Consider the following 26,984-nt stretch of genomic DNA (forward strand, 5'->3'; position numbering starts at 1 on the left):
CACCAGCTCCGCAATCTCCACCTGGGTCAAGAAGAACGGCACCGCCGTCACCGACTACACCGGCCTCTACCGCCTCGACACCACCGACGCCAGCTGACAACCGCTGACAACCAACCCCCCTGACCGGGCGGGGCGCCGGACTCCCCTGCCGGCGGCCCGCCCTTCGCGTGCCCTGAAACCACGGTGAAACCGCGCTGATGCCGCCCCCACGCACGCTCTGCGGCATGAGCTCACCACGGCAGCACGCACACCAGGCCCCGCCGGCCATCGAGGCGGTCGCCCTGCGTAAGTCGTACGGCGACAAGGTCGTCCTCGACGGGATCGACCTGCACGTGCCGCGCGGCACGATCTTCGCTCTGCTCGGCCCGAACGGGGCCGGCAAGACGACCACGGTCCAGATCCTCTCCACACTGATCGGCGCCGACAGCGGCGAGTCCCGTGTCGCCGGCCACGACCTCCGCACCGCGCCCCAGTCCGTACGCGCCGCGATCGGGGTCACGGGCCAGTTCTCCGCCGTGGACAACCTGATCACCGGCGAGGAGAACATGGCCCTGATGGCGGACCTGCACCACCTGGACCGCCACGAGGGCCGACGCGCCACCGCCGAACTCCTGGAGCGCTTCGACCTCGTCGAGGCGGCGAAGAAGCCCACCTCCGCCTACTCCGGCGGTATGCGGCGGCGCCTCGACCTCGCCATGACGCTCGTCGGCTCCCCCGAGGTGATCTTCCTCGACGAGCCGACCACCGGTCTCGACCCGCGCTCCCGCCACACCATGTGGCAGATCATCCGCGATCTGGTGGCCGGCGGTGTCACCGTCTTCCTCACCACGCAGTACCTGGAGGAGGCCGACCAACTCGCCGACCGCATCGCGGTGCTGAGCGGCGGCCGGATCGTCGCCGAGGGCACGGCGGACGAGCTGAAGCGCCTGGTCCCCGGCGGCCATGTGCAGCTCCGCTTCCTCGACCCCGCCGAACTCGCCCGCGCGGAGGCCGTGTTGGGCCTCGGCATCCGGGACGACGAGGCGCTGACCCTCCAGGTCCCGGGTGACGGCAGCGTGCACACCCTGCGCGCGCTGCTCGACATCCTCGACGGCAACGACGTCGCCGTGGACTCCCTCACCGTCCACACCCCCGACCTCGACGACGTCTTCTTCGCGGTCACCGGTCACCCCGACGACGAGAAGACGCAGACCCGATGAGCACCACCGCCCCGCTCGTGCGCGACTCCCGCACCATGCTGCGGCGCAATCTGCTGCACGCCCGCCGCTACCCCTCGATGACGCTCCAGGTCGCGCTCATCCCCGTCTTCCTGCTGCTCCTGTTCGTGTACGTCTTCGGCTCCGCGCTCGGCGCCGGAATCGGCCACGGCGGCGACCGCACCGCCTATCTCGCCTACGTCGTCCCCGGCATCCTGCTGATGACCGCGGGCACCGGGACCGTGCCGACGGCGGTCGCCGTGTGCACGGACATGGCCGAGGGCGTCGTCGCCCGCTTCCGCACGATGGCGATCTCCCGGCCGTCGATCCTGGTCGGCCACGTGGTCGGCAGTGTCATCCAGACGGTGATCAACCTGGTCCTGGTGACCGCCGTCGCCCTGGCCATCGGCTTCCGCCCCGACGCGAGCCCCGTGGAGTGGCTGGCGGCCGGCGGGCTGCTCGGTCTCTTCGTCTTCGCGCTGACCTGGCTCTCGGTCGGCCTGGGGCTGGTCAGCAGGACGCCCGAGGGCGCCAGCAACGCCCCGCTGCCGTTCTCGTTCCTGCTGCCCTTCGTCAGCAGCACCTTCGTGCCGGTCGACTCGATGCCGTCCTGGATCCGCTGGTTCGCCGAGTACCAGCCCTTCACCACGGTCATCGAGACCCTGCGCGGACTGCTGACCGGCACAGGGATCGGTCACAACGGCTGGATGGCGGTGGCGTGGAGCGTGGGGATCGCGGCCCTCGGGTTCGTGTGGTCGCTCCGGCTGTTCGACCGCGACGCCCGCTGAACACCCCACCGGAGAAAGGCAGTTGTCATGACCGCCGTGCACTTCACCCCCGAGCTCGTCGAGAACCCCGTGGGCGCCTACGCCGGCCTCCGCACCCGCCCCGGTCTCGGCCACGCCGTCCTCCCCGGCCTGAACACCCCGGTACGGCTGGTCACCCGGCACGAGGACGTGAGAGCCGCGCTCACCGAACCGCGTCTCGCCCGGAACCGTACGACCATCACGGACTCCGAAATGCCGGACCCGCAGGCCGAGTTGCCGGCCTCGGGCCTGGAGGGCATCCCCGAGGAGTACGCGCAGTACTTCTCCGGGCACCTGGCCCTCTTCGACGGTGACGAGCACACCCGCCGCCGCAACCCGCTCACCCGCGCCTTCACCGCCCGCCGAGTGGCCGCGCTGCGGCCGTTCGTGGAGAAGACGGCCGGAGAGCTGATCTCCGACCTGGCCCGCGCAGAACAGGCCGATCTACTGGGTGAGTTCGCCTACCCGCTGAGCACGGCCGTCATCTGCGCGCTCGTCGGCGTGGACGCGGCCGACCAGGATCGGGTCTGCGGCTGGATCCGGGACTTCGTGTACGGCGACGGCAGCCGCCTCCGCGCAGGGCTCGGCGGGGTCGTGGAGTACACGAAGGATCTGGTCGCCCGGCGCCGTACCGAGCCCGCCGACGACCTGGTGTCGGCGCTGCTGGCGGACGGCGGCACGACCGACGACGAGATCGTCACCGTCTTCTTCCTGCTGATCAACACCGGCATCACCCCGCCCGCCCTGTTCCTCGCCCACGCGGTCCTCGCCCTGCTGGACCACCCGGACCAGCTGGAGCTGCTGCGCACCGAGCCGGAGCTGCTCGGCCGGGCGGTCCCCGAACTCCTGCGGTACGTCACGCTGGTGCGCGTCGGTGCCACGCTGTACGCCACCGAGGACTTCGCGTTCGCCGGCACACGGCTGAAGAAGGGCGAGGCGGTGACGGTCGCCCTGTTCGCCGCCGACCACGACCCGGCCGCGTACGACACCCCCGAACGCCTCGACGTGACAAGGGAGTTCGGTCGCACCGACAGTCACCTGGCCTTCGGGCACGGCCCGCACTACTGCATCGGCGCGGCGCTCGGCCGACTGGTGACGGGGGTCGTCCTCGAGGAGCTTCTCGTACGGCGGCCGGCGGCGCCCGAGTTGGCCGTGGACCGTGCCGACGTACGGTTCGGACACTGGCCCGGCGGCGGCTTCCACCTGCTGAGCCTCCCCGTCACGCTGTGACCCGCAGCAGGCCGAGGGCCGCCTCCCTCAGCCCGCCCTGGTCCAGGGCGGCGTACGTGGACACCGCGTCCTCGTAGGCCGCCTTGTCGGCGTTCTCGGCGGCCTCGCGGGCGCGGGCCGAGGACATGGTCGGCTGGAAGTTGCGCAGGGCACGGAAGCGTTCGGCGAGGGCGGTGAGGCGGGCGCCGCGAGCGCCGTCGCCGTCGGTCAGGGCGACCGTCCCCAGGGCGAGCAGCAGCGCACCGCACACCGGGAAGTCGACGGTCACGTGGTGCGGGCCGGTCGTCGGGCGGGTCAGCAGGGCGGCGAGGCGGCCGGGCGACGCGGCGGCGAGGGGAGCGACGAGGTCGGTGCGGCCGTGCCGGGCGTGCGCGGTCAGGGCGACCGACTGCAGCTCCAGCACCCAGCCCTCCAGGAGGAGATCGTCGCCGAAGACCGGGGTCGAGCCCTGCTCCAGTCGCTCCAGGGCGCGGCGCCACAGGCCGAGGCCCGTCTCGACGTCGCCGCGCGCGAGGGCCATCTCGGCGCGGGCGCCCAGGTCGGGGGTGAAGGCGGCGTCGGTGGCGCTGCCCTCCGGTTGGTGCCGCAGGGCCTCCTCCAGCCAGTGTTCGGCGGCGTCCAGGTCGCCGGTCTGGAGGTGGGCGAGCATCATGCCCCAGCGCACGCCGATCGTGTCGTTCCACTCACCGAGGCTTTCCAAGGCGTTCAGCGCGGCCTGCATGTGCACCGACGCCTCGGCACCGCGCTCGGCCGACAGGCACAGTTCGGCCAGCCGGGAGGCCGGCCAGATCCGCAGCACCGGGATCCCCTGGTCGCCGAGTGCCTCGACCATCCGGCGGGCCGCGGCGAGGGCGAGGTCCGGCCGGTGTTCGTTCTCCCACACGTAGCCGGCGACGCAGTTGGCGACACCGGCGAGCAACGGCGCCTCGCTCTCGCACAGTTCGGCGAGCGCGTCGTGGTCCGCGAGCACCTCCGGCAGCGCGCCCAGCACCGCGGCCACCGCCCGGATCATGGTGTCCGGCTCGGCGGGCGGCAGCCGTCGCAGGGTGACCAGTGTGCGCACGGCACCCGCTCCGACGCCCAGGAACAGGTTGGCGGTCAGCAGGGCGGCGGCGGTGCGGGTCGGCTCGACGTAGCGCGGGGCGGGCCGGTAGTGGGACAGCGGCCGGGCGGTGTCCTCGGTGAGGGCGATCACGCGCAGGTAGTTGGTCTCCGTGGTCCACAGAGCGCCGAGCGTGGCGGTGACCGTGGCGACGGTGTCGAGGTCCTCGCGGGCCAGCGCGAGCCGCAGCGCCTGGACGAGGTTGTCCTGCTCGGCGCGGATCAGCTGCCAGGAGGCGAACGGGTCGGTGCCGAAGGGGGCGTCGTGGTGCGCGACGCCGAACTCCCTTGCCCAGTGCAGGAATCGGTCGGTGACCGCCTCCTCCCGGTGTGCGGCGGCGAACTCGCGGACCGTCTCCAGCATGCGGAAGCGGGCACCGTAGGGCGTGTCGGTGACCTTCAGCAGGGACTGGTCGACCAGGTCCTCCAGGATCTCCCAGGCGTCGCCGACGAGTTGCTCGGCCGCCTCCGCGGTGAACCCGGCCGGGAAGACGGACAGCGCGCCCAGGGCGGCCTGCGCGGGCTCGTCGAGGAGGTTCCAGCTCCAGTCGACGACGGCGTGCAGGGTGCGGTGGCGCTGCGGGGCGTCGCGGGGGCCGCCACGCAGCAGCGCGAACCGGTCCTCCAGACGCCGGGCGATCTCCACGACCGACATCACCCGGACCCGGGCGGCGGCGAGTTCGACGGCCAGCGGCAGCCCGTCGAGGCGGTGGCAGAGGGCGGCCACGGGGTCGGCGGGCAGGTCGATGTCCGGGCGGGCGGCGCGGGCGCGCTGCTCGAACAGCTCGACGGTGGTGGCGGGGTCCAGCTCGGGCAGCGGGTAGACGGTCTCGGAGGAGAGTCCGAGGGGTGCCCGGCTGGTGGTGAGGACCCGCAGGTCCCGGGTCCTCGACACAAGGGCGTGGACGAGGTCGGCGACGCCGCGCACCACGTGTTCGCAGTTGTCCAGGACGAGCAGCGCGGGTCCCGAGCCGAGGACACCGATGATGCCGACGACCGGGTCGGCGCCGGGGGCGTCCAGCGCGGAGGCCACCTCGGCGGCGACGTCGGCGTCCTCCCGGACACCGGCGAGCGGCACCAGGTGCACGACCCGCTGCTCGGCGTCCCGGGCGACGGCGCTCGCGAGCCGTGTCTTGCCGAGGCCGCCGGGGCCGACGACGGAGGTGACGCGGGCGCTGTGCAGCAGCCCGGTCACGGCGGCCACGTCGGCGTCCCGGCCGAGCAGCGGGTTGGGTTCGTGCGGCACCCCGCGCCGGACGACCGGGGCCTCGCCGCGCAGCAGCTCCTGGTGGAGTTCCTGGAGGGCGGGCCCGGGGTCGGTGCCGAGTTCGTCGCGCAGTCGGCGGCGGTGGGTGTCGTAGGTGGCCAGGGCGGCGGCCGGGCCGGCGGTGGCGGCCTGGCAGCGCATCAGCTCCAGGAGCAGTTCCTCGTCGTGCGGGTGCTCGGCCACGAGTTCGGCGAGCGGGGCGCCGGCCTCGTCCCGGCGGCCGGTGCGGGCCAGGGCGAGGGCACGGGACCGTACGAGGGTGTGGTGGGCGTCGGCCCGCTCGGCACGCAGCGCTGCCAGGGGGTCGCCGAGGGCTCCCCCACCGCCGACCGCATCCCCGCTGTCCCACAGCGCGAGGCCCGCCTCGGCCTCGGCGAGCGCCCCCGCGTGGTCCTGGGCCCGCGTCTTCTCCGCGCTCGCTGCCACATGCAACAGCACGGCACCGGCGTCTACCTGGTCCTCGCGCAGGGTGAGCCGGTAGCCGACGGGCGTGCTCTCGATGACCTCGGCACCCAGCTGCCGCCGGGCCCGCGAGACGAGGATCTGCAACGCCTTGGTGGGGTTCTCGGGCTGCTCGTCCGGCCACAGCCCGTCCACGAGCCACCCCGCACTGCACCCCGCCCGCAACTCCCCGGCCAGCAGCGCGAGCAGCCCGCGCAGCCGGGGCGCGGTGATCTCCTGTCCCCGGTGGGAGACGGACGTCAGCAGCGTCAACTCGATGGTCACCGCGCCAGGTTAGTCAGCCGGTCAGGCCGCCGTCGGCTGTTCCTGGGCGCTCGGGAACCCCGGTGTCCGCAGCACCCGGCGTTCCGCGTCCACCGCGAACACCTCGCAACCCGGCAGCGAGGCGGCCCAGTCGATGCCCTCCGTCCCCATGGCGAAGGCCGCCGTGGCGACCGAGTCCGCCTCGGTGAGGGTCGGGGCCACGACCGTCAGGCTGAGCAGGCCGGTCGCCGGGCGTCCGGTGCGGCCGTCGATGATGTGGTCGCCGCGCTCGTAGCGCGCGGAGGTCGCGACCGCCCCGTCGGTCAGCGCGAGCACCGCGCACAGCCGGTCGGCGTGTTCGGGGTGCCGTACGCCCACGCGCCAGGGGCCGCCGGCGGCGACCACGTCACCGCCGGCGTTGAGGACGAAGCGCCGGGCGCCGGCCGCCGTCAACAGCTCGGCCGCCCGCTGCACCGACCAGCCCTTGACCACCGCACAGGGGTCGAGGGCGCGGCCGGGCATCCGTACGTCGAACGCGCCGCCCGTGGCGACCCGGTAGTGCTCGCACAGGTCGAGGACCTCGGCGAGGTCCTCGCTGAGGTCCGACAGCTCACCCCGGTCCAGCCGCGACACCTCGCTGTCCGGCTTGAAGGGGCTGAACCGGGTGTCGACCTCGCGCAGCCACGCGAAGACCGCGTCCGCGGCCGACTCGGGGATGCCCTCGTCGTCGACCCTGAGCGAGACCGGGAAGCCCATGACGTGTTCGACGCGGTGCAGCATGATCGATCCTCAGCCCTTCGCGTCGATCGCGGCCTGGAGGGACTCCTTGTAGCCGTCGCTGGTGATGGTCGCACCGGACACCGTGTCGATGTCCGCGCTCTGCGCCTCCAGCGTCTCCGCGATCAGCTTCGGCACCGCGGCGGTCGTCTGCGGGTGGTTCGGCTGCTGGAGCATGTTCACAGCCGTGATCTTGTCGCCCGCGAAGGTCACCTGGACCTGCACGGCGCCCTTCTCCGTGTTGACCGTCGAACCGTCGACGGTCTGGGAGGCGGACGCGGAGGACTCCGAGGCGGACGGGGAGGGCGAGGCCGACGCCGTCTTCGCGTTGTCGTCGATCGCGGCCTGCAGCGACTCCCGGTAGCCGTCGCTGGTGATCGTCGCGCCGGACACCGTGTCGATGTCCGCGCTCTGCGCCTCCAAGGTCTCGGCGATCAGCTTCGGCACCGCGGCAGTGGTCTGCGGGTGGTTCGGCTGCTGCAGCATCTTGACCGCGGTGATCTGCTCGCCCGAGAAGGTCACCTGGACCTGCACGGCGCCCTTCTCCGTGTTGACCGTCGTCCCCTTGACGACGTTGGAGCCGGAGGAGGACCCGGAGGACGAGGAGGCGGACGCGGAGGGCGTCGAGGCGGGCGCGGCGCTCTCGGTGGTCGACGTGAGGGCCGAGGGCTCGTACATCCAGACGGGGACGAGGCCGGCGATGCTCAGGACGACAACAGGTATGGCTCGTTTCATCGTCTCTTCCTCATCCCGCCAGGCTGAAGCGCTCGAAATGGGTCTGCGCCTTGGGCACGTTCAGCTCGCGCAGGCTGCCCAGCACGGCGTTCATCATGGGCGGCGGTCCGCACAGGAAGACGTCCCTGTTCGCGATGTCCGGCACCAGCCGGGCGAGCTCTCCGGCCGCCAGCTTGTCGGGCACGGGCGGGCCGGTGACCAGGTGCAGTTCGGCGCCCTTGGCGTGGGCGAGCTCCCGCAGCTCCTCGTAGAGGACGGCGTCCCGGTCCGTGGCCACGCGGTAGATGACGACGGCGTGGCCGTGCAGCTCCTCCAGCAGGGCCCGGATGGGGGTGACGCCGACACCGCCGGCGATGAGCAGGGCCTCCGGCCGGGTGCGGTGCAGCGCGGTGAAGGCGCCGTAGGGGCCCTCGGCGAAGACGCGCGTGCCGACCTTGAGGTGCCGCAGGGCCGCGGTGCCGTCGCCGGCGACCTTGGCGGTGAGGCGCAGGGTGCGGCCGTCGGGGGCGGCGGAGAGGGAGAAGGGGTTGGCCTGCCACCAGCGGTCGCGGGTGAGGAAGCGCCAGAGGAAGAACTGGCCGGCGCGGGCGGGCAGTTTGTCGAGGTCCTTGCCGCTGATGTAGATCGAGACGACGTTGTCGTTCTCCGGGACGACGGCGGTGACCCGGAACTGGTGGCGCCAGTTCCGCCACAGCGGGAGCACGAGGCGGCCGAGGACGACCGAGCCGAGCGCGACGCCCCACACCGCGTACCAGTACGCCGTGGCGACGGACGAGGAGGCGAAGGTCGTGCCGACGGCGACCTGGTGGGTGAAGGCCAGCACCACGGCGACGTACGTGTACAGGTGGATGAAGTGCCACGTCTCGTACGCGAGACGGCGCCGGGCGTAGCGGGCCGAGACGGCGCCGACCGCGAGGATGATCCCGAACGCGACGATCGCGCGGAGGATGCCCTCGGTGGTCTCGGCGAGGTCGACGACCGTACCGATCGGGCCGACGTCGGTGCCGTCGGCGTAGCCGAAGGCGATGAAGACGGCGTGCCCGAGCAGCGTCCACAGGAGGCCGAAGCCGGTCCAGCGGTGCCAGGAGGTCAGCCGGTCCATGCCGATGCGGCGGTCGAGCCAGGGCAGCCGGGCCACCAGCACCAGCTGGAAGGCCATGATGAGGGCGCCGTAGAGGCCGAAGAGGCGGCCGATCACGATGAGGGCGTTCGAGGCGAAGCCGGCCTGGGCGAAGAAGTAGGCGACCACGGCCGCGTTGGCGGCCAGCACGGCGTAGAGGCCCGTGCGGGCCACCACCCTGGGGCGTTTTATCGCCGTGGGGGGCGCAGGGGGCGATTGGACGGTCGTCACGGACTTGGCTCCTTGATCGGGTCCTGGGTAACCGAGCTTCCCCGGTCGGAGCTGTCGATTTACTGTCGTGCAACTTTCAAGTGGTTATCGATGTGGCCCCGGAGGGGGACCGGCTCTGGCTTCGGCGGCCGCGTGAAGCACTATGAGGAGGTGGAAAAAGTACGACTCCTCGTCGTGGACGACGACCCGCCGATCGCCGATCTTGTCGCGACCGTGGCGCGCTACGAGGGCTGGGACGCGGTCACCGCGAACTCCGGCGAGGAGGCGTTGCGGCTGGCCGCCGAGTTCCATCCGGACATCGTGGTGCTCGACCTGATGCTGCCGGACATCGACGGCTTCGGCGTCCTGGACAGAATGCGTCATACCGGGACGATGGTGCCGGTGGTGTTCCTCACGGCGCGTGACGCGGTCGCCGACCGGGTGGCGGGGCTGACCCGGGGCGGCGACGACTACCTGGTGAAGCCGTTCGCGGTGGAGGAGCTGATGGCCCGGCTGCGGACCGTGCTGCGGCGCAGCGCCGGGCCCGGGTTCCAGCGCTCCGTGCTGCGGGTGGCGGATCTCACGATGGACGAGGACACCCGTGAGGTGCGGCGCGGGGAGAAACTGCTCACGCTCACGCCCACCGAGTACGAGGTGCTCCGCTACCTGATGCGCAAGTCCCCGACCGTGCTGACCAAGGCCCAGATCCTCGACCATGTCTGGGAGTACGGCTTCGGCGGCCGCTCCAACGTCGTCGAGCTGGTCGTCAGCAGGCTGCGCCGCAAGCTCGACGAGCTCGACGAGCCCGACGACGGCAGGGTGCCGCTGATCCACACCGTGCGGGGCTTCGGGTACGTGATCCGGCAGGCGGCGGAGTGATCCGGCGCTTCAGCGAGACGTACCGCCGCCTGCGCCTGGGCACCCGGCTGGCGCTGGGCCTCGGGGTGCTGTCGCTGATCGTGTTCGCGGTGGTCGGGGCGGCGCTGACGACGTACATGCGGGACTACCTGGAGCGCCAGCTGAGCGACCAGATCAAGCTGGTCCAGACGGTTCAGTCCAAGGACGCCGCGGCGCACGGCGTCGTCGAGCAGAAGCCGTACTGGGGCTGGTACACGGCGGTGTACGACGTGTCGAGCGGCTCGGCCGTGCTGCGCAAGCCCTCCGACGTCCCGTCGGACACCGGTTCGTTCACCGCGCTCGCCGGGAGGATGGCGAACTCGGACACCGAGATCACGCGCACCGCGCAGATCGACGACAAGGGGACCTATCTGCTGCGGGCCTGCGAGGTCGAGCCCGGCGTGGTCCTGGTGAGCGCCGCGCCCACGGAGGACATCGACGACACGATGCGGCAGCTGATCACGGTGCAGGTCGTCGCGTTCGGCGTCGCGCTGCTGGCGCTCGTGGGGTTCGGCCGGAAGATGCTGCGGCGGGGCCTCAAGCCGCTCAGCGACATGGCGCACACCGCGCACGGCATCGCCTCGCACAACCTCACCGAGTCCGCGGCCCGGCTGCCGCTGCGCGCCGACAAGCGGGGCGGCGGCCCGGAGGTCGAGGAACTGCGCACCGCCTTCAACACGATGCTGGAGCACATCGACGACTCCCTCGCGGTGCGCGCGGAGGCCGAGCAGCGGCTGCGCCGGTTCGTCGCGGACGCCTCGCACGAGCTGCGCACGCCTTTGATGTCCGTACGGGGCTACGCGGACCTCTTCCAGTACGCCGCTGCCAACGCCCCCGAGGAGCGCGACAAGCACCTGGCCCGGCTGCGTGCCGAGGCGGCCCGGATGGGCTTCCTCCTGGACGACCTGCTGCTGCTCGCCCGGCTGGACGCGGCCGAGGTGGAGACCCCGCTGCGGCCGGCGGAGGCGGATCTCGTGGAGCTGGTGGAGCATGCGGCCGACGCGTTCCGGGCGAGCCACCCGGACCATCCGCTGAAGGTGACGGAAGGTCCCCAGGCGCTGCGGCTCCGGCTGGATCCGCAGCGCATCCGCCAGGTCCTGGACAACCTCCTCACCAACGCCGCCGTGCACACCCCGCCGGGCACGGAGGTGGCCGTCACGGTCGGCGTCCGGGACGGCCACGCCCAGGTGCGGGTCGCGGACGCCGGCCCCGGCATACCGCCCGCCGACCGCGAGCGCGTCTTCGACCGCTTCTACCGCGTCGACAAGGCCCGCAGCCGCGACCGCGGCGGCAGCGGCCTCGGCCTCGCGGTGGCGAGCTCCCTCGTGCGGGCGCACGGCGGGACGATCGAGCTGAGCGGCGAGCCCGGGGCGACGGTGTTCACGGTGTCTCTGCCGCTGAGTCTCACGTAGGCAGCGACGGACGGCCGCTCAACAGGCGGATGGCGGTGATCGGTTCCATTCTGGGATGGCTCGGGGCGTCTGAGATCAGAGCGGAGACCCTGCCTGTGGCCACCTTCCTCTACCGACTGGGCTGTCTGTCCTTCCGTCGACGTTGGTACGTCGCACTGCTGTGGGTCGCGGTCCTCGCCGCGCTCGGGTTCGGCTCCGCCAAGGCCCCCGAGGCGCCCAACAGCACGTTCTCCGCGCCGGGCATCGAGGCGCAGCACGCGTTCGACCTGATGGAGCAACGGTTCCCGGGAGCCCAGGCCGACGGCGCGACCGCCCGGATGGTGTTCGTCGCCCCGGCCGGGCAGAAGGTCACCTCGCCCGCCAATCGTGCGGCCATCGACACGGCGGTGGAACGTGCGGCCGGTGGGCAGCAGGTCGCCTCCGCCGTGGGGCCGTTCCAGGCGCAGGCGGTGAGCAAGGACGGCTCGACGGCGTACGCGACCGTCACCTACACGGTGGCCGCCGACGACCTCACCGACGCCGCCAAGAACACCCTGAGCGGCGCCGCCGAGTCGGCCCAGAAGGCGGGGCTGACCGTCGAGATGGGCGGCACCGCGCTGGCGACCACGCCCGGGGCGGGCGGCGCCGGCGAGGTGATCGGCATCCTGGTCGCGGCTGTGGTGCTGCTGGTCACCTTCGGTTCGCTGGCCGCCTCCGGGCTGCCGCTGCTGACGGCGGTGCTCGGCGTCGGCGTCAGCATGACCGCGATCACCGTCCTGTCCGATCCGTTCGGGCTGTCCTCGACGACCGGCACGCTGGCCACGATGCTGGGGCTGGCCTGCGGTATCGACTACGCCCTGTTCGTGGTCTCCCGCTACCGCGAGGAGCGGGCCAACGGGCACAGCGAGGAGGTGGCGGCCGGACTGGCCGTCGGCACGGCGGGCTCGGCGGTGATCTTCGCGGGGCTCACCGTGGTCATCGCGCTCGCGGGCCTCTCGGTGGTCGGCATCCCGATGCTCACCAAGATGGGCCTGGCCGCGGCGGGCGCGGTCGTCGTCGCCGTCCTCGTGTGTCTGACGATGGTCCCGGCCCTGATCGGTTTCTGGCCACGCGCCGTCCTGTCCCGCCGCTACCGCCTGACCGGGCGGCGGGTGCAGGGCGTGCTGGGCAACCGGGGCAGCCGCTGGGCGGAGTTCGTGCAGCGCCACCCCTTCCCCGTGCGGTTCACCGCGATGTGCGCCCTGATCGTGCTCGCCATCCCCGTGCTCAGCCTCCAGCTGGGCATGCCCGGCGACGAGGCCAAGCCCACCTCCAGCACCGAGCGCCGTGCCTACGACGACCTCGCCCAGGGCTTCGGGCCCGGCTTCAACGGCCCGCTGACCATCGTCGTCGACGCGCAGGACGCCGACGACCCGAAGGCCGCCGTCGCGGCGATCGAGAAGAGGATCGGCGCCACACCGGGAGTCGTCTCGGTCAGTGCACCCCGCTTCAACGCCGCCGGCGACACCGCGGTCTTCTCCGCCGTGCCGGCCGACGCGCCGACCGACAAGAAGACCGAGGACCTCGTCCACACGATCCGCGACGAACGCGCCGCGACCGTGGCGGGCACCGGGGCGACCTTCGAGGTCACCGGCTCCACCGCGCTGAACATCGACGTCGCCCAGAAGGTCCAGCGGGCCCTGATCCCGTACCTGATCGTCGTGGTCGGCCTGGCCGTCGTACTGCTGCTGATGGTCTTCCGGTCGATCTTCATCCCGCTCAAGGCGGCCCTGGGCTTCCTGCTCTCGGTGCTCGCCGCCCTGGGCTGCGTGGTCGCGGTCTTCCAGTGGGGCTGGGGCGCGAGCCTCATCGGGGTCGAGTCCACCGGGCCGATCATGAGCATGATGCCGATCTTCCTGGTGGGCATCGTCTTCGGTCTCGCCATGGACTACGAGGTCTTCCTGGTGTCCCGGATCCGCGAGGCGTACGTCCACGGGGAGGGGGCCGGCGAGGCGATCACCACCGGGTTCCGTTACAGCGCCCGGGTGGTGGCCGCGGCCGCGCTCATCATGGTCGCCGTGTTCGCGGGCTTCGTCACCGCCGACGAATCCATGATCAAGATGATCGGTTTCGGCCTCGCGATCGCCGTCCTGTTCGACGCGTTCGTGGTCCGCATGGCCTTCGTCCCGGGCGTCCTCGCCCTGCTCGGCGACAAGGTGGCCTGGCTGCCGGGCTGGCTGGACCGCATCCTGCCGCACCTCGACATCGAGGGCGAGGCCCTCAGCCGGCAGCACACCCCCACGCCGGCCCCCGACAGCACCACCGACCCGACCGACCAGGAGAAGGCCCCCGTCTGACGACCTCTCAGGAGGAGAGCTTCTCCGACTTCCCTACGGCCGCCGCGAGTTGCTCGACGACCGGCGCGTACCCGGCGTAGCTGTAGCGCTCCTCCATGGACCACGGCACCGTCTGCCCGGCCTTGACGGCGGGCAGTTGGCGCCAGGTCGACTTCTCGGCGAGCTGGGCCGGGGTCATGGCGTTGGAGCGGTTGTCGATCATGATGAGGTCGGCGTGGTACTTGTCGGCGTTCTCCCAGCCGAGGAACTCCCAGAAGCCCCACTCGTCGCTCTTCTTCCCTTCGACGAACTCGACCCCGAGGTCCTTGAAGTAGGCGAGGTCGCAGTAGGAGTCGGGGACGGCGACGTACATGTTCTCCGCGTCGCCGGACATGGCCATCACCTTCAGGCCCCGGTTGGCCCGGGCGGCTCCACGCAGGGTCTCGACGGCCTTGTCGAAACGGGCCCTGGCGTCGGTGACCTGACGCGTCCTCAGGTCGGCGCCGAGCGACTCGGCGAGTGCGGCGGTGCGCCCGAGCGGCTTGAGGAGGGAGGTGCGGGCGACGCTGATGCCGAGCGTGGGGGCGAGGGCCTCGATCTTCTTCACGCTCCCCTCGGGGACGTACCAGAGGTCGGGCGCGGGGAACATGTTGCTGATCAGGAGGTCGGGCTCGAGCGTCGCGTACTTCTCGATGTTGAACTGGCCCCATTCGGTGCCGAGGCTGGTCAGCTTCGACACGTCCATGGCACCGGCCTGCGGGTTGGGTTTGCCGTCGATGGGCTTGCTGGGGCCGAAGACTCCGGTGCACTCGATGCCGTAGTCGAACAGGGCGGCGGCGGTACTGACGAACGCGACGAGCCGCTCGGGCCTGCGGTCCGTCCTGACCGTACGGCCGCGGTCGTCCTTGAACGACCAGGCACCCGAACCGGCCTGCGAGGGAGCGTCCTTCCCGCCCGAGTCGTCGGAGCACGCGGCCAGCAGCGGGCCGAGGGCGAGGGCGCCGCCCGCCGCGAGCAGGCGTCGGCGGGAGGGTCCGGAAGGGCGGGCGGAAACCTGCACAGACATAAGGGCAGGCTAACCTAACCAATACTCTGCAGGAAGTCGGCCGGGGGCGCGAAGAACAGGGTTCCGGTGACCGCCCGCGAGTAGTCGAGGAGGGGGTCGGGGCCACCCGACCCGGTGCCGAGGAACATCTTGCGCAGCATGGTCTCGGGCACCTCGGGTGTACGCGCGTAGCAGACGAAGTACGTTCCGAACTCGCCGTGTCCGGGGCGTCCGAAGGGCATCGCGCCGCGCAGGATCTCCAGCTCCTCGCCGTCCGGGCCGGTCACGGTGTTCACGTCGACGTGCGAACCGGGCACGTCCAGCTCGATGTTGGTCAGCTTGGTGCGGCCGATCACCTTCTCCTGGGCCTCCACGGCGAGGGCATCCCAGGCGTCCACGTCGTGGACGTACTTCTGGACGATGGCGTACGAGCCGCCGCCGAACCCGGGGTCCTCCTCCCCCACCACCGCCGCCTCGGCGGCTGCCGGGCCGACCGGGTTCTCGGTGCCGTCGACGAAGCCGAGGAGGTTGCGCGAGTCGAAGTAGGAGAAGGCCTGGACCTCGTCCTGGACGGTCACCGCGCCGCGCAGCCGGCGCAGCACCTCGGTGGCGAGGGCGAAGCACAGGTCGGTGCGGGCGGCCCGGATGTGGAAGAGCAGGTCGCCGGGCGTGGACACGGCGTGGTGCCGGTCCCCCGCCAGTTCCCGGAAGGGGTGCAGTGCGGCGGGGCGCGGCAGGCCGAACAGCCGGTCCCACGCCTCCGACCCCACTCCGGCCACGCAGTTGAGACCGCCGTCGGGGCTGGGGAAGCCGACGGCCCGCACCAGTCCCGCGAGAGCGGACAGCAGCTCGCGTACGGCGGGCTCGCCGCCCGGTTCGACCGTGACGACCAGGAACACCGCGACGGACGACGGCGGACTCAGGACCGGCTGCGGAAGCGAATCGGTCTTCGGCACGGACCTGGATACCGACGACACCACGGCGCCCCTCTCCTCGAAGCAACATCTCCGGCGGGCGGTCAGGACGCCCACGACACGATGCCCGGCGGAAACGGCTCCGATACCGATTGCGGCGAACTCTTGGGTTCCGTGCGGGAGTACGGCACTTGTCGGTCAGGTCCGCAGACCGGTTCCCGCCTCGAGAACCCATCGGGCGGACCCCTGCTCGACGAGTTCGCCCGCGTCCACCACGACTACGCGGTGGGCGAGTCGCGCGGTCTCCTGGTCGTGCGTGATGAGGACGAGCGACAGGCCGCCCCGGTCGCGGACCAGGCCCGCCAGGAGGTCGAGGATGCCGCGCCGGGTGACCGTGTCGAGGCCGGAGGTGATCTCGTCGCAGATCAGCACGCGGGGGTGGGCGAGCAGGGCGCGGGCGAGGGCGGCGCGCTGGAGTTCGCCGCCGGAGAGTTCGGCGGGGCGGCGGTGGGCCATGTCGTCCGTGAGACCCAGGCGGGCCAGGGTGGTCAACGCCTCGTCCGTGGCGGCCTGTTCGGCGGCGCCGCGCAGCCGGACGGCCGTGCGGGCGACCTGGGCGACGACGGGCCGGTGCTCGTCGAAGGCGGCCCGGGCGTCCTGGAACACGTACTGCACGGCGGCGAGTTGGGCGCGGCTGCGGTGGCGCAGGCTGTGCGGCAGGGCCGTGCCGTCGAGCAGGACCTCGCCGTCGTGGTCGCGGTGGAGCCCCGCAAGACAGCGGGCCAGCGTGGTCTTGCCACTGCCCGAGCGGCCGACGACGGCCAGGCATTCACCGGAGTTCAGGGTGAGGTGCGGGGCGCGCAGTACGGTGGTCCGGTCGTGTACGGCGGTCATGTTCCGTACTTCCAGGACGGGTTGACCGGCGCTCGCCTCCTCCCGCGGGGCGGCGTCGTGCGCTTCGAGCAGCCGGCGGGTCCACTCGTGCCGGGGGGACAGCCACAGCCGCTCCACCGGCCCCGACTCCACGACCCGGCCCGCGCGCATGACCAGCACCTCGTCGGCGAGGGCCTGGACGACGTCGAGGTCGTGGCTGAGCAGGACGACCGCGATACCGCGTGCCGCGACCGCCGCCAGCTGGTCGACGATCCGGCTCTTGGTCAACGCGTCCTGCCCGGTGGTGGGTTCGTCGGCGACGATCACCCGGGCGCCGAGAAGAAGGGCCTGGGCGAGGACGACGCGTTGCTGCTGGCCGCCGGAGAGTTGGTGGGGGTGGCGGCGCAAAAGGGCTTCGGCGTCGGGGAGTTGGGCGTCCAACATGGCCTGGAGGACGCGTGCGCGGGCCGCCGTGCGGCGTTCGGTGCGAGGCAGGTGGCGGGCCTGGGGGCGGGCGATGTCGTGGAGGAGGGCGCCGACTCGACGGGCCGGGTTGAGGACGGCGGCGGGATGCTGGGGCACGTAGCCCACCAGGCCGCCCTCGGTCAGGCGTACGTCGCCCGTGACGCGGGCGCCGGGCGGGTACTCCCCGAGCAGCGCGAGGCCCGTCGTGGTCTTGCCGCTGCCGGAGGCGCCGACCAGGGCGGTCACCTTGCCGGGCAGGACCTGCAGGTCGACGCCGTCGACGATCGCGCGGCCGTCGATCTCGACGCGCAGGTCGCGGATCTCGGCGACGGTGTCTGCGTGGCTCACGGGCGGCGCCCTTTCTTTTCCAGTACGGCGTCGAAGAGCAGGTTGGTGCCCGTCGTCAGCGCCACGATCAGCAGGGCGGGCACCACCACGGCCCAGGGCTGCACGAACAGGCCGGTGCGGTTGCGGTCGACCATGACCGCCCAGTCGGAGGCGTCCGGCGCGACCCCGACGCCGAGGAAGGCGGCCGTCGACACCAGGTACAGCACGCCGGTCAGCCGGATCCCGGCGTCGGCGGCCAGGGTGCGCAGGATCGACCGGCCGACGTGGCCGACGGCGATCCGCCACCACGTCTCCCCCTGCATGCGCAGCGCCTCGACCGCGGGCCGGGCGGCGACCTCGCCCGCCGCGGCCCGTACGATCCGTGCCGCGTCGGGCACGTTCACCAGCGCGACGAGCAGCGCGAGCCCGGCGGCGCCCGGGGAGAACACGGACGCCACGAGCAGGATCAGCAGCAGCGACGGGACGGCGAGCAGCACGTCGAGCGGCCGCATCAGCACGTCCTCCAGCCGGCGCAGGTGCGTGAGCGCGCTGACGAGGCCGACCGGCAGGGCGACGAGGTAGGCCAGCGCGGTCGCGGCGAGCGCGGTCAGCACGACCGTACGGCCACCGAGCAGCACCTGGCCCCATACGTCCCGGCCCACGAAGTCGGTGCCGAGCCAGTGCCCGCCGCCGAGAGTGAAGGAGACGGCGCGGGGGCCGGGGTCACCGGCGAACAGGGGGCCGAGCAGGGCGAGGAGGAGGGGGACGGCGACGATCGCGAGGCCGAGGGAGAGACGGCCGGTGTGCCGCCGTAGGGACTTGGTGTCGGTCACGCCGCCACCGCCGCCCTCGGTGTCAGCCGGTGAGCCACCACATCCGCGCCGAGATTGAGCACGACCGTCAGCACCCCGAACACCACCGCCAGCCCCTGCACCACCGGTACGTCACGTTCGGCCACGGCGTTGAGCAGGACCGTGCCCAGCCCCGGGATCACGAAGAGCGCCTCGACCACGATGACGCCGCACAGCAACCAGTCGACGGTGCGGGCGAGTTGCTGGGCGGCCGGGGCGAGGGCGTTCGGCAGGGCATGGGTGTAGCGGACGCGGGCGCCGGGGACGCCGTAGCGGCGGGCGTGGGCCGCGTACGGCGAGGCGAGGGCGTCGACCATGCCGGCGCGCACCAGACGGGACAGGGAGCACACCGGGCGGGAGAGGAGGACCAGCACCGGGAGGACGAGCGCCGCCGGGTGGGCCAGCAGATCGGTGCCGTAGCCGACCGCCGTCGGTGGCAGCCAGGCCAGCTTCAAGGCGAGGACGGTCACCAGGAGCACCCCGAGGGCGAACTCGGGGACCGCGTACACCGCGAGGGTCACGGAGCTGACCAGCCGGTCGACGAGCCGTCCCTCGTGGCGGGCGGCGAGCACGCCGAGGCCGAAGCCGGCCGGGACGAGCAGCGCGAGGGTGAGCGCGGCCAGCAGCAGGGTCGGACCGAAGCCGTCGGCGATGTACTGGCCGACCGGCCGCCCCGAGGTCAGGGACGTACCGAAGTCGCCCTGCGGCAGACCCGCCGCCCAGTCCCCCAGCCGCTCGTACCACGGCCGGTCGAGGTGCATGGCCTCGCGGATCGCGGCGATGCGTGCGGGGTCGGGCTGGTCGCCGGCGAGGGCGACCGCCGCGTCGCCCGGCAGCGCCTCGGTGAGCGCGAAGACCAGCAGCACGACGGCCACGGTCTGCGCGGCGCCGAGGAGCAGCCGCCGGGCGACGAAGGAGCGGAGACCACCCACTGTCACGCGAGCCACACCTTGTCGAAACGGGCCCAGTCGAGCGTGTTGGCGGGCGCCTTCGTCTCAACTCCCTTCACCGTGCGGGCCGTTCCGATGATCCAGTCGGCGAACCCCCAGATGAGGAAGCCGCCCTCGGTGTACAGACGGCGCTGCATGCGCTCGTAGACGGCGGCCCGTTCGGTCCTGTCCCGGGTGGACTGCGCCTGCTCGTAGAGTGCGTCGAAGTCCTTGTGCCGCCACTTGGTGGCGTTGGTGGTGGAGTCGGTCAGCAGCCGCTGGGAGATGTGCGCCTCGATGGGCATCGCGCCGGAGCGGTAACAGCACAGGGTGCCGTTGTCGAGGATGTCGCTCCAGTAGGAGTCCTTGCTGCCCATCTTCACGTCGATCGTGACGCCCGCCTTCGCGGCCTGGTCGCGGAAGATGCCGGCGGCCTCGGTGAACCCGGCGGCGACGGCCGAGGTGTCCAGGGTGACCTTCAGCTTCTCGGCACCGGCCTGCTTGAGCAGGGCGCGGGCCCGGTCGAGGTCCTGCTCGCGCTGCGGGAGGCCGTCGGCGTAGTACTCGTAGCCCTTCCCGAACAGGTCGTTGCCGACCACGCCCGCCCCGGACAACGCCCCGTCGACGAGCTCCTTCCGATCAGCGATCAGGAAGAACGCCTCGCGCACCCGCTTGTCGTCGAAGGGGGCCCGGTCGGTCTTCATGCAGAACGCCTGCATCGCGCTGTTGCGGAGCCGCACGATCTCGATCTGGCCCTTGCCCTCGTGGGCACGGGCGGTGGTGGGGTTGAGTTCGTGGGCGTACTCGACCTGACCGCCGAGGAGGGCGTTGACGCGGGCCGACTCCTCGTTGGCGACGACGAATTCGAGCTCGTCGAGGTGCGGGGCGCCCTCCCAGTAGTCGTCATAGCGGTGGAAGACGGCGGAGCGGCCGGGGGCGAAGGAGACGAAGCGGAAGGGGCCGGAGCCGATGGGCTTCCTGCCGAAGTCGGTACCCGTGGCGTTCTCGGGGACGATGTACGCGCCGAACGCGGCCAGGATGTTGGGGAATTCAGCGGTGGGCCGCTTGAGCACGAACTCGATCGACCGCTCCCCCGTGGCGCGGCTGGCGTCGAGGTCGAGGGGTTCCAAAGACGCCTTCGCACGGAACGTCTGCTCGGGGTCGACGATGCGGCGGTAACTGTAGAGGACGTCCTTGGCGGTGACCGGGCTGCCGTCGTGGAAGGTCGCCTCGCGCAGGGTGACCTGCCAGCGGTCCAGGGTCTTGTTGGACTCCCACTGGGTGGCGAGGCGGGGCTCGGCGGACAGGTCGGCGCCGTAGTCGGCGAGCTTGTCGTAGAGGGCCTTGGCGCGGGCGACGTCGGCGAACAGGTTGGCCAGGTGCGGGTCGAGGGTCTCGCTCGCGCCGCCTCCGGCGAAGGCGGCGCGCAGGCGACCACCACGCTTCGGCGTGCCTCCGCTGCCGCTGTCCGCCTTGTCGTCCGTGCCGCCTCCGCAGCCGACGAGGGCGAGGGCGGCCGCACCGGTGGTGGCGGCGAGGAAGCCGCGGCGGCGCAGGCCGGGAAAACGTTCGTCGTACATGACTGGTCCTTGGTGTCAGATGGTGTGGAGGCGCGCGACAAGGTGCAGCCGGTCGCCGTCGGTGCAGGCGCCGGGCAACTCGCCCTGCCGCCATGGGGGTTCGGTGCGGGGCCCGGGTCGGTCATGGAGTTCGAGCACCTCGAAGCCGTGCGCGGCCAGGAAGTGCCGCAGCTCCTGCGGGAACAACAGCCGCCAGGCGGAGTGCTGTTCGACGGGCGCGGATCCGTCGTCCGTCGTCCATACGCGGGTACGGCGCAGCAGTTGGGCGGTGCGGTCCAGGGACAGGGTCGTCGTGGAGCGGAAGTCGGTGCCCTGCCAGGTGAAGGCGTTGACGGCCGGGGTGTCGAGGAGGTCGGTGCGCCCAAGGAAGTAGGCGCCGTTGCGCATCTCCGCGACAAGCAGTCCGCCGCGGGTGAGGGCGCGCCGACAGGAGGCGAGGAAACCGTCGAGCTGGGCGTTGGTGTGGCAGTACAGCAGGGAGCTGTCCAGGCAGACGACCGCGTCGTACTCGCCCAGGTCGAAGCCGTGCAGGTCGGCGCGGACATACACGGGCCCCGGATGGACGGTGCGGGCGTGCGCGAGCATCGCCTCGGAGAGGTCCGCGCCGGTCACCGTACGGCCGGCGGCGTGCAGGTGGGCGGCGTCGCGGCCGGTGCCGCAGCCCAGGTCCAGGACGCGCGGCCCGGCACCGTGACGGCGCAGACAGTCCTCGGCCCAGCGTCCGGCCAGCCGGTCGGGGTCGGGGAAGCGGGCCTCGTACAGCTCAGGGTTGTCGGTGAGGAGGTTGGCGCCGCTCATGTGCGGGCCCTCTCCGCGGCCGGCGCCGGCACCGCGCTCGCCGGCAGTGCCCCGCGCCGGTGCAGCCATGCCACCGCGCCCGCCGAGGCCAGGCCGAACAGCGCGCAGCACATCCAGGGCAGACGCTCGCCGCTGTCCATGGCCCAGCCGACGACAGTGTTGCCGACGGCCGCCGCGACGCCCGAAACGACGTAGAAGATCCCGAAGTACGTGCCGGTCAGCTCGGGTCGGCCGAAGCCGGGAATCAGCTCCATCACGAAGGGCGAGGCGACCATCAGGCCGAGGTAGAGCAGCAGGGCGCCCACCAGAACGGGCACGGTGCCCACGGTGAAGGCCGGCGGCACGAACGCCACCCCCATCAGAGCGAGCCCGACGGCGATCCAACGCGCCCTGCTGCCCTGGGATTTGAGCGTCCTCGTGATCCGCAGCTGCAGCGCCAGGTTCGCCAGCGTGCCGACGAGGAAGACGAGGCCCGCCGCGCCGTCCCAGCCGGTGGCCTGCCGGGCGCCCTCGGGCAGCAGCAGGTACAGCTGGTTCTCCAGGGTGAACATGCCGACCATGGCGAGGGCGAACGCCAGGAAGGCCCGGTTGCCCACGACCTCCCGCCAGTCCGCGAGCACCCCGCCCCCGGTCGGCTCGACCTGCCGTGCGGGCAGAACCATGGCCTGCGCCACCGTGAGCACGGCGAAGATTCCGGCGGCGGTGAGCGCGGACGTACGGAAGTCGACGAGGAGCAGCACGCTGCCCAGCAGCGGGCCGATCAGTGCGCCGGTGGTGGCGAAGACGTTGAACAGCGCGAACGCCTCCGCCCTCCGTTCGCCCGCCTCCTGCGCGAGATACGCCCGCACGGCCGGATTGAACAGCGCCCCGGCGAGCCCGCTCAGCACGGACGCGGCGAGCAGCACGGGCAGGCCGTCCCCGAGCGCGAACAGCGCGAACCCGACGGTCCGCAGGGCGCACCCGGCGATGATGACGCCCCGCGCACCGAGCCGGTCGGCCGCGGAGCCGCCGATGATGAACAGCCCCTGCTGACTGAGGTTGCGCACCCCGAGGACCACTCCGACGACCGCCGCCGACATCCCCAGGTTGTCGGTGAGGTGGGTGGCTAGGTACGGGATGAGCAGGTAGAAGCCGATGTTGACGCCGAGCTGGTTGACCAGCAGGAGCCGGACGGCGAGCGGGAAGCCGCGCATCTCACGCCACGCCTTCATATGCCGACACCTCCTCGACTCCCAGACCCGGACGACCACTTGCGCGTACGACACCGTCCGCACCGCCGATCCCGGTCCACGGGTCGTGGGCGAGCAGCAGGTGTCCGTCGAGGTCGGCCCAGCGGGCGCGGTCGGCGAGGTGGACGGCGGGCGCGAGGCCGAGGGTGCTGGCGGTCAGGCAGCCGAGCATCAGCTCGGTGCCGCTGCCCTCGATCAACTGCGCTATGCGCAGGGCTGCTTGGGCCCCGCCGCACTTGGCGAGTTTGACGTTGACACCGTGGACCCGTCCGGCCAGCCGGCGCACGTCCTCCAGGCTCACGGCGTCCTCGTCGGCGATGACCGGGAGGGGTGAGCGGGCGGCGAGGGCGCCCAGAGCTTCCGGGTCGCCGGGGGCGAGAGGCTGTTCGACGGCCTCGACTCCGAGGTCCGCGAACCGGGGCAGCAGGGCGGTCGCCTGTGCCGTGGTCCACGCCCCGTTGGGGTCGAGGAGCAGCCGTGCCCTCGGTGCCGCGTCCCGGATGACCCGTACGCGCTCCACGTCGTCCTCGGGGTCGGGTGTGCCCGCCTTGACCTTGATGGCCTGGAAGCCGTCCGCGGTGAGGCGGCGGGCCTGGGCGGCCGCGTGCATGGGGGAGGTGATGCCGATCGTGCGGGCGGTTTCGGTCACGGGTGGCGCGGCCGCACCGAGGAGCCGGTGGACGGGGACGCCCGCGCGCTTGCCGACGAGGTCGAGCAGCGCGGACTCCACGGCGGCGGTGACGGCGGGCGGCAGGTCACCCGAGGGAAGCGCCTCCAGGGCGCTCTCGGGATCGGCGAACCGACTCAACTCCACGTCCCCGAGCAGCCGTACGAGCGTGTCGGCGTCGAGTCCGTAGTACACGCTGGTGACGGCCTCGCCGTACCCCCGCATCCCCTCGTGCTCGACGCTCATCCACACGGCGTCGCGTGCGGTCATGGTGGAGCGGGAGATGCGCAACGGCTCGGCGAGTTCGAGACGCACGGTGCGCAGGCGGGCTTTCACTGTGTCCTTCCCAAGGAAACGTCGATCGGATCGGTGACCCTCGTGCAGCGCACCCACCCGTGCGCCTCGGTCGCATACGGGTGCGGTATCTCGACGGGACGGGTGGCCGCGGAGGCGGGGTCGAGGCCGTGCGCGGTGGTGAAGTCGTCGTCGTAGACCGTGCCGAGGTAGCGGTGCGGGCCGTCGGGGAAGACGGTGGCGACGACCGCCCCGGGGTGCACTCGGGCCGCCCAGGCGGCGACCCGGGCGGCCGCCCCGGTGCTCCAGCCGCCGCTGACGAAGCAGCCGCGGGCCAGTCTGCGGCAGCTGTCCACGGCCTCGGCGGGGCCGATCCAGTGGACCTCGTCGAAGGCGTCGTAGGCGACGTTGCGGGGGTGGATGCTGCTGCCGAGGCCGCGCATCAGGCGGGGCCGGGCGGGCTGGCCGAAGATGGTGGAGCCGGTGGCGTCGACGCCGATGAGCCGGAGCGCGGGCCAGTGCCGGCGCAGCGGGCCGATGACGCCGGCGCTGTGGCCGCCGGTGCCTACGCTGCACACCAGGATGTCCAAGTGGTCGAGCTGGGCGGTGAGTTCGGCGGCCAGGGAGGCATATCCGGCGGTGTTGTCGGGGTTGTTGTACTGGTCGGGCCAGTAGGCGCCGGGCAGTTCGGCGAGGAGTTCCTGGAGCCGGGCGAGGCGGGCGGCCTGCCAGCCGCCCTGGACGGCCGGACGGTCGACGATCTCCAGCCGGATCCCGTGCGCGCGCAACAACTGCCGCATGGACGGCTCCAGTTCACTATCTCCGACCAGCACGATCGGATGACCGAGCGCCTGACCGGCGAAGGCGAGCCCGATGCCGAGCGTGCCGGACGTGGACTCCACCACCGGGGCGCCGGGCCGCAGTTCGCCGCGTTCGCGGGCGCCGAGCAGCATCGACACGGCGGCCCGCGCCTTCATGCCGCCCGCCGCGAGCCCTTCGAGCTTGGCCCAGAAACCTGGGTGGGCGCCGGGCAGGTCGACGGCGATGCGGACGACCGGTGTACGGCCGAGCAGGGCGAGCAACTCCGGGCGGGCGGCGGGGAGTACGGCGGTGGCGGTCATCGCTCACCTCCACGACAGAGGTAGCGGTGGATGACGCCGGGCCCGCCGTCGAGCCAGAAGAAGGGGTACGGCTCCGCGCACACCGCGCTGACCCCGTGCCCGAGGAAGCGAGGCAGGACGGCGCTGCCCGTCTGGGCGAACATCACCAGCTGCTTGCCGTGCCGCAGCGCGTGCTCCCGCAGCGGCTCGAAGGTGCCGTTGCCCAGGGTCATGCCGGACACGAGCAGCGCGTCGCAGCGGTCGGCCGCGGTGAGCGCGTCGGTGACGACCGGTTCGCCCCACTCGGTCGTGCCGCCCTTGAGGTCGCACGGGACGTAACCGAGTCCACGTGAACGCAGCGCTTCCAGAAGGGAGTTGACGACCCCGACCACGAGGACCGTGGCATCGGGCGCCAGGTCCAGGAGCTCGACCACCGCCTTCGCCCGGGCCCGGGACTTCTCCAGGGAGGATCCGGCGGGCAGCGCGAAGGAGCTCTCAGGGGTGTGCGGGGTGACGTGCATCAGATACGCGTCGAGCGCCGCCACGCGCACCGGCGCCAACGGGTGGTCCAGGAGCCGGGCCACATCGGCACCCACACAGTCGTCGAGCGCACCGTCCGGCAGTTCGCCGGGCTCCACCGCGCACGAGCCGACGGCCGCGCCGAGACGCAGGCTGAGGACCTCGTTGCGATAGCCGGTGCCGCGCCCGTCGTGCCGTACGGCCTGCCGGGTGGTGAAGGCGACGGCTATGCGCTGGGTACCCGGGTCGGGGCCGAGGGCGCCGGAGCGGACGCGGTCGACGAGATCGTCGTACGTCTGATCTGTCCGCCCCGCCTGAGAAGTGACGGCGCTCATCGGACGACCAGCCCCGTCCGCACCGCGGCCAGCAGCCCCTCGACACGGTCCCGCGCCCCGAGCCCGTCCGGGTCGCCCGCCATGACGTGCCCCAGGTACTCGTTGTTGCTGCCGGCCGCCTTCACAGCCTTGCCGGGCTCGGCGAGCTGGACCTCCAACACGTCCTCCCCATCGGAGAGTTGACCGAGCGCTTCGAGCGTGCCCGTCCGCTCCGGCACGAGGAAGCCGATGGCGGCGCTGCGCAGCCCGGTGTCCGTGCGCCGCAGGTCGGGGCGGCGGCCCAGGGCGACGTCCACGAAGGCGGCGGCGAGGTCGATGCCGGTGACGTGGCGGACCAGCTCGGTGATGCGGTTGCCGGCGGGCCGGGGGTTGACCTCGACGACGCGCGGTCCGGCGGAGGTCAGCTTGATCTCGGTGTGGGCGACGACGCCGTCGGTGAGGCCGAGGGCCTTGAGCGCGGCGAGGGCGGTCTGTTCGGCGGCCTCGGTGTCGGCGGAGGTCAGGTCCGCCGGGAACATGTGGCCGGTCTCGATGAAGGCGGGCGCTCCGCCGATGCTCTTGTCGGTCACGCCGATGACGTGGACGGCGCCCGCGTACGACACGGTCTCGATGCTGACCTCGGGTCCGTCGAGGAGCTCTTCGAGGAGCACGGCGGGCTCGCGCCGCTGCCCGCGGGCGTTGACCGGGAAGTCGGCCAAGGCCCGTACGGCTTCGGCGAGTTGGGCCTCGTCGTCCACACGGCGTACGTACATGCCCGCGCACAGGTCGACGGGCTTGACGACCAGCGGGTAGCCGATCTCCCGGGCAGCCCGGGCGAGGTCGGCCCACTCCTCGTGCAGGGCGAAGCGCGGGCCGGGCAGTCCGGCGTCGGCGAGCACCCGACGGGTGGCGTCCTTGCGGCAGGCGTTCTCGACCGCTTCGGGGCCCGGGCCGGGCAGGCCGAGGCGGGCGGCGATCCGAGCCACCGTCGGCAGGTAGTAGTCGCAGGAGGTGATCACCCCGTCGAATCCCAGCACCGTGTGCAGCCGCTCGACCTCGGCCGTCAGGGCCTCGGTGTCGTTGGTGTCGGCGGTGATCACATGGCGGGCGCCGAGCAGCGGGTGGGCCGTGCCCTCGGGCGCCGAGCGCAGGTAGTGGTGCAGGTCGCGGGTGAGGAACGTGAACTCGTTCCCGCCCTCCCGGATGGCCCGTGGCAGCAGCCTGCCCATCGACCCGACCCAGCTCTCGACCACCAGCAGATGAGCCACAACTCCCCTTTTCGTGCCGCGAGTTCAGAGCCTGTGAACAACCCCCCGTCGTCCGCCCGCA

The 26,984-nt window shown here is 72.3% G+C and carries 22 protein-coding genes; 6 read left to right on the forward strand and 16 right to left on the reverse strand.

Translation table 11 applies throughout. The features are described from left to right. Positions 1-224: 224 nt before the first annotated feature. The 3 genes from IG08_RS0146065 to IG08_RS0146075 are packed head-to-tail and all read left to right on the forward strand — an operon-like array spanning position 225 to position 3,232. Entirely contained in the window at positions 225-1,199 is a 975-nt protein-coding gene (locus tag IG08_RS0146065) for a daunorubicin resistance protein DrrA family ABC transporter ATP-binding protein (protein WP_030618359.1), read from the forward strand. Then, positions 1,196-1,984, forward strand: a complete 789-nt coding sequence (locus IG08_RS0146070; RefSeq protein WP_030618362.1) for an ABC transporter permease — start codon at positions 1,196-1,198, stop codon at positions 1,982-1,984. Before IG08_RS0146065 ends, IG08_RS0146070 begins: the two co-directional genes overlap by 4 nt. A 27-nt stretch (positions 1,985-2,011) precedes the next feature. Further along, positions 2,012-3,232: a cytochrome P450 gene (locus IG08_RS0146075; protein WP_030618365.1), complete on the forward strand. Its 1,221-nt coding sequence runs from the start codon at positions 2,012-2,014 to the stop codon at positions 3,230-3,232. On the opposite strand, the gene IG08_RS0146080 is transcribed toward IG08_RS0146075, so the two are convergent. Genes IG08_RS0146080 through IG08_RS0146095 form a run of 4 tightly spaced genes read right to left on the reverse strand, consistent with a single transcriptional unit; the run spans position 3,222 to position 9,168 of the window. Further along, complete coding sequence (locus tag IG08_RS0146080; protein WP_030618374.1) at positions 3,222-6,326, reverse strand: ATP-binding protein; 3,105 nt, start codon at positions 6,324-6,326, stop codon at positions 3,222-3,224. The two genes, IG08_RS0146075 and IG08_RS0146080, sit on opposite strands and share 11 nt — an antisense overlap. A 21-nt stretch (positions 6,327-6,347) precedes the next feature. Beyond that, a complete protein-coding gene (locus tag IG08_RS0146085) occupies positions 6,348-7,085 on the reverse strand; it encodes an FAD:protein FMN transferase (protein ID WP_030618377.1) in 738 nt (245 codons plus the stop codon). A 9-nt stretch (positions 7,086-7,094) separates the two neighbouring features. After that, complete coding sequence (locus IG08_RS0146090; RefSeq protein ID WP_030618380.1) at positions 7,095-7,817, reverse strand: FMN-binding protein; 723 nt, start codon at positions 7,815-7,817, stop codon at positions 7,095-7,097. Between the two features lie 10 nt (positions 7,818-7,827). Then, positions 7,828-9,168 (reverse strand): ferredoxin reductase family protein, encoded by a 1,341-nt coding sequence (locus IG08_RS0146095; RefSeq protein ID WP_030618383.1) that lies wholly within the window; start codon positions 9,166-9,168, stop codon positions 7,828-7,830. A gap of 90 nt (positions 9,169-9,258) precedes the next feature. Here IG08_RS0146095 and IG08_RS0146100 point away from each other — a divergent pair, with 90 nt between their 5' ends. The 3 genes from IG08_RS0146100 to IG08_RS0146110 all read left to right on the forward strand — a co-directional run bounded on the left by IG08_RS0146100 (position 9,259) and on the right by IG08_RS0146110 (position 13,771). Further along, entirely contained in the window at positions 9,259-10,026 is a 768-nt protein-coding gene (locus IG08_RS0146100; RefSeq protein ID WP_052425178.1) for a response regulator transcription factor, read from the forward strand. After that, complete coding sequence (locus IG08_RS0146105) at positions 10,023-11,456, forward strand: sensor histidine kinase (protein WP_030618389.1); 1,434 nt, start codon at positions 10,023-10,025, stop codon at positions 11,454-11,456. The genes IG08_RS0146100 and IG08_RS0146105 overlap by 4 nt, the downstream gene beginning before the upstream one ends. Positions 11,457-11,551: 95 nt before the next feature. After that, entirely contained in the window at positions 11,552-13,771 is a 2,220-nt protein-coding gene (locus IG08_RS0146110) for an MMPL family transporter (protein ID WP_030618392.1), read from the forward strand. A 7-nt stretch (positions 13,772-13,778) separates the two neighbouring features. On the opposite strand, the gene IG08_RS0146115 is transcribed toward IG08_RS0146110, so the two are convergent. From IG08_RS0146115 to IG08_RS0146170, 12 genes are all read right to left on the reverse strand, one after another. Continuing rightward, positions 13,779-14,816: an ABC transporter substrate-binding protein gene (locus tag IG08_RS0146115; protein ID WP_030618396.1), complete on the reverse strand. Its 1,038-nt coding sequence runs from the start codon at positions 14,814-14,816 to the stop codon at positions 13,779-13,781. A gap of 14 nt (positions 14,817-14,830) precedes the next feature. Next, positions 14,831-15,775: a Dyp-type peroxidase gene (locus IG08_RS0146120; RefSeq protein WP_030618399.1), complete on the reverse strand. Its 945-nt coding sequence runs from the start codon at positions 15,773-15,775 to the stop codon at positions 14,831-14,833. Between the two features lie 132 nt (positions 15,776-15,907). After that, positions 15,908-17,395 carry an ABC transporter ATP-binding protein gene (locus IG08_RS0146125; RefSeq protein WP_043456866.1) on the reverse strand — a complete coding sequence of 496 codons (1,488 nt, stop codon included), beginning with the start codon at positions 17,393-17,395 and terminating at the stop codon, positions 15,908-15,910. Beyond that, the gene (locus IG08_RS0146130) at positions 17,392-18,207 is read right to left on the reverse strand and encodes an ABC transporter permease (RefSeq protein ID WP_030618408.1); all 816 of its coding nucleotides are present in this window, start codon (positions 18,205-18,207) and stop codon (positions 17,392-17,394) included. Before IG08_RS0146130 ends, IG08_RS0146125 begins: the two co-directional genes overlap by 4 nt. Then, positions 18,204-19,157, reverse strand: coding sequence for an ABC transporter permease (locus IG08_RS0146135; protein WP_030618411.1), 954 nt, complete (start codon positions 19,155-19,157; stop codon positions 18,204-18,206). The genes IG08_RS0146130 and IG08_RS0146135 overlap by 4 nt, the downstream gene beginning before the upstream one ends. A gap of 2 nt (positions 19,158-19,159) precedes the next feature. Next, positions 19,160-20,734: an ABC transporter substrate-binding protein gene (locus IG08_RS0146140; protein WP_030618413.1), complete on the reverse strand. Its 1,575-nt coding sequence runs from the start codon at positions 20,732-20,734 to the stop codon at positions 19,160-19,162. 15 nt (positions 20,735-20,749) lie between these two features. Then, entirely contained in the window at positions 20,750-21,532 is a 783-nt protein-coding gene (locus IG08_RS0146145) for a class I SAM-dependent DNA methyltransferase (RefSeq protein ID WP_030618416.1), read from the reverse strand. Then, complete coding sequence (locus tag IG08_RS0146150; protein ID WP_030618419.1) at positions 21,529-22,743, reverse strand: MFS transporter; 1,215 nt, start codon at positions 22,741-22,743, stop codon at positions 21,529-21,531. The genes IG08_RS0146145 and IG08_RS0146150 overlap by 4 nt, the downstream gene beginning before the upstream one ends. Further along, entirely contained in the window at positions 22,727-23,764 is a 1,038-nt protein-coding gene (locus IG08_RS0146155; RefSeq protein WP_030618421.1) for a dipeptide epimerase, read from the reverse strand. The genes IG08_RS0146150 and IG08_RS0146155 overlap by 17 nt, the downstream gene beginning before the upstream one ends. Beyond that, positions 23,761-24,843, reverse strand: coding sequence for a PLP-dependent cysteine synthase family protein (locus IG08_RS0146160; RefSeq protein ID WP_030618423.1), 1,083 nt, complete (start codon positions 24,841-24,843; stop codon positions 23,761-23,763). Before IG08_RS0146160 ends, IG08_RS0146155 begins: the two co-directional genes overlap by 4 nt. Then, positions 24,840-25,676 (reverse strand): Rossmann-like domain-containing protein, encoded by an 837-nt coding sequence (locus IG08_RS0146165; protein WP_030618426.1) that lies wholly within the window; start codon positions 25,674-25,676, stop codon positions 24,840-24,842. Before IG08_RS0146165 ends, IG08_RS0146160 begins: the two co-directional genes overlap by 4 nt. Then, positions 25,673-26,923: an ATP-grasp domain-containing protein gene (locus IG08_RS0146170; protein ID WP_030618429.1), complete on the reverse strand. Its 1,251-nt coding sequence runs from the start codon at positions 26,921-26,923 to the stop codon at positions 25,673-25,675. Before IG08_RS0146170 ends, IG08_RS0146165 begins: the two co-directional genes overlap by 4 nt. Positions 26,924-26,984 lie beyond the last annotated feature (61 nt).

The sequence above is a fragment of the Streptomyces fulvoviolaceus genome, from assembly GCF_000718165.1.
Classification (GTDB): Bacteria; Actinomycetota; Actinomycetes; order Streptomycetales; family Streptomycetaceae; genus Streptomyces; species Streptomyces fulvoviolaceus.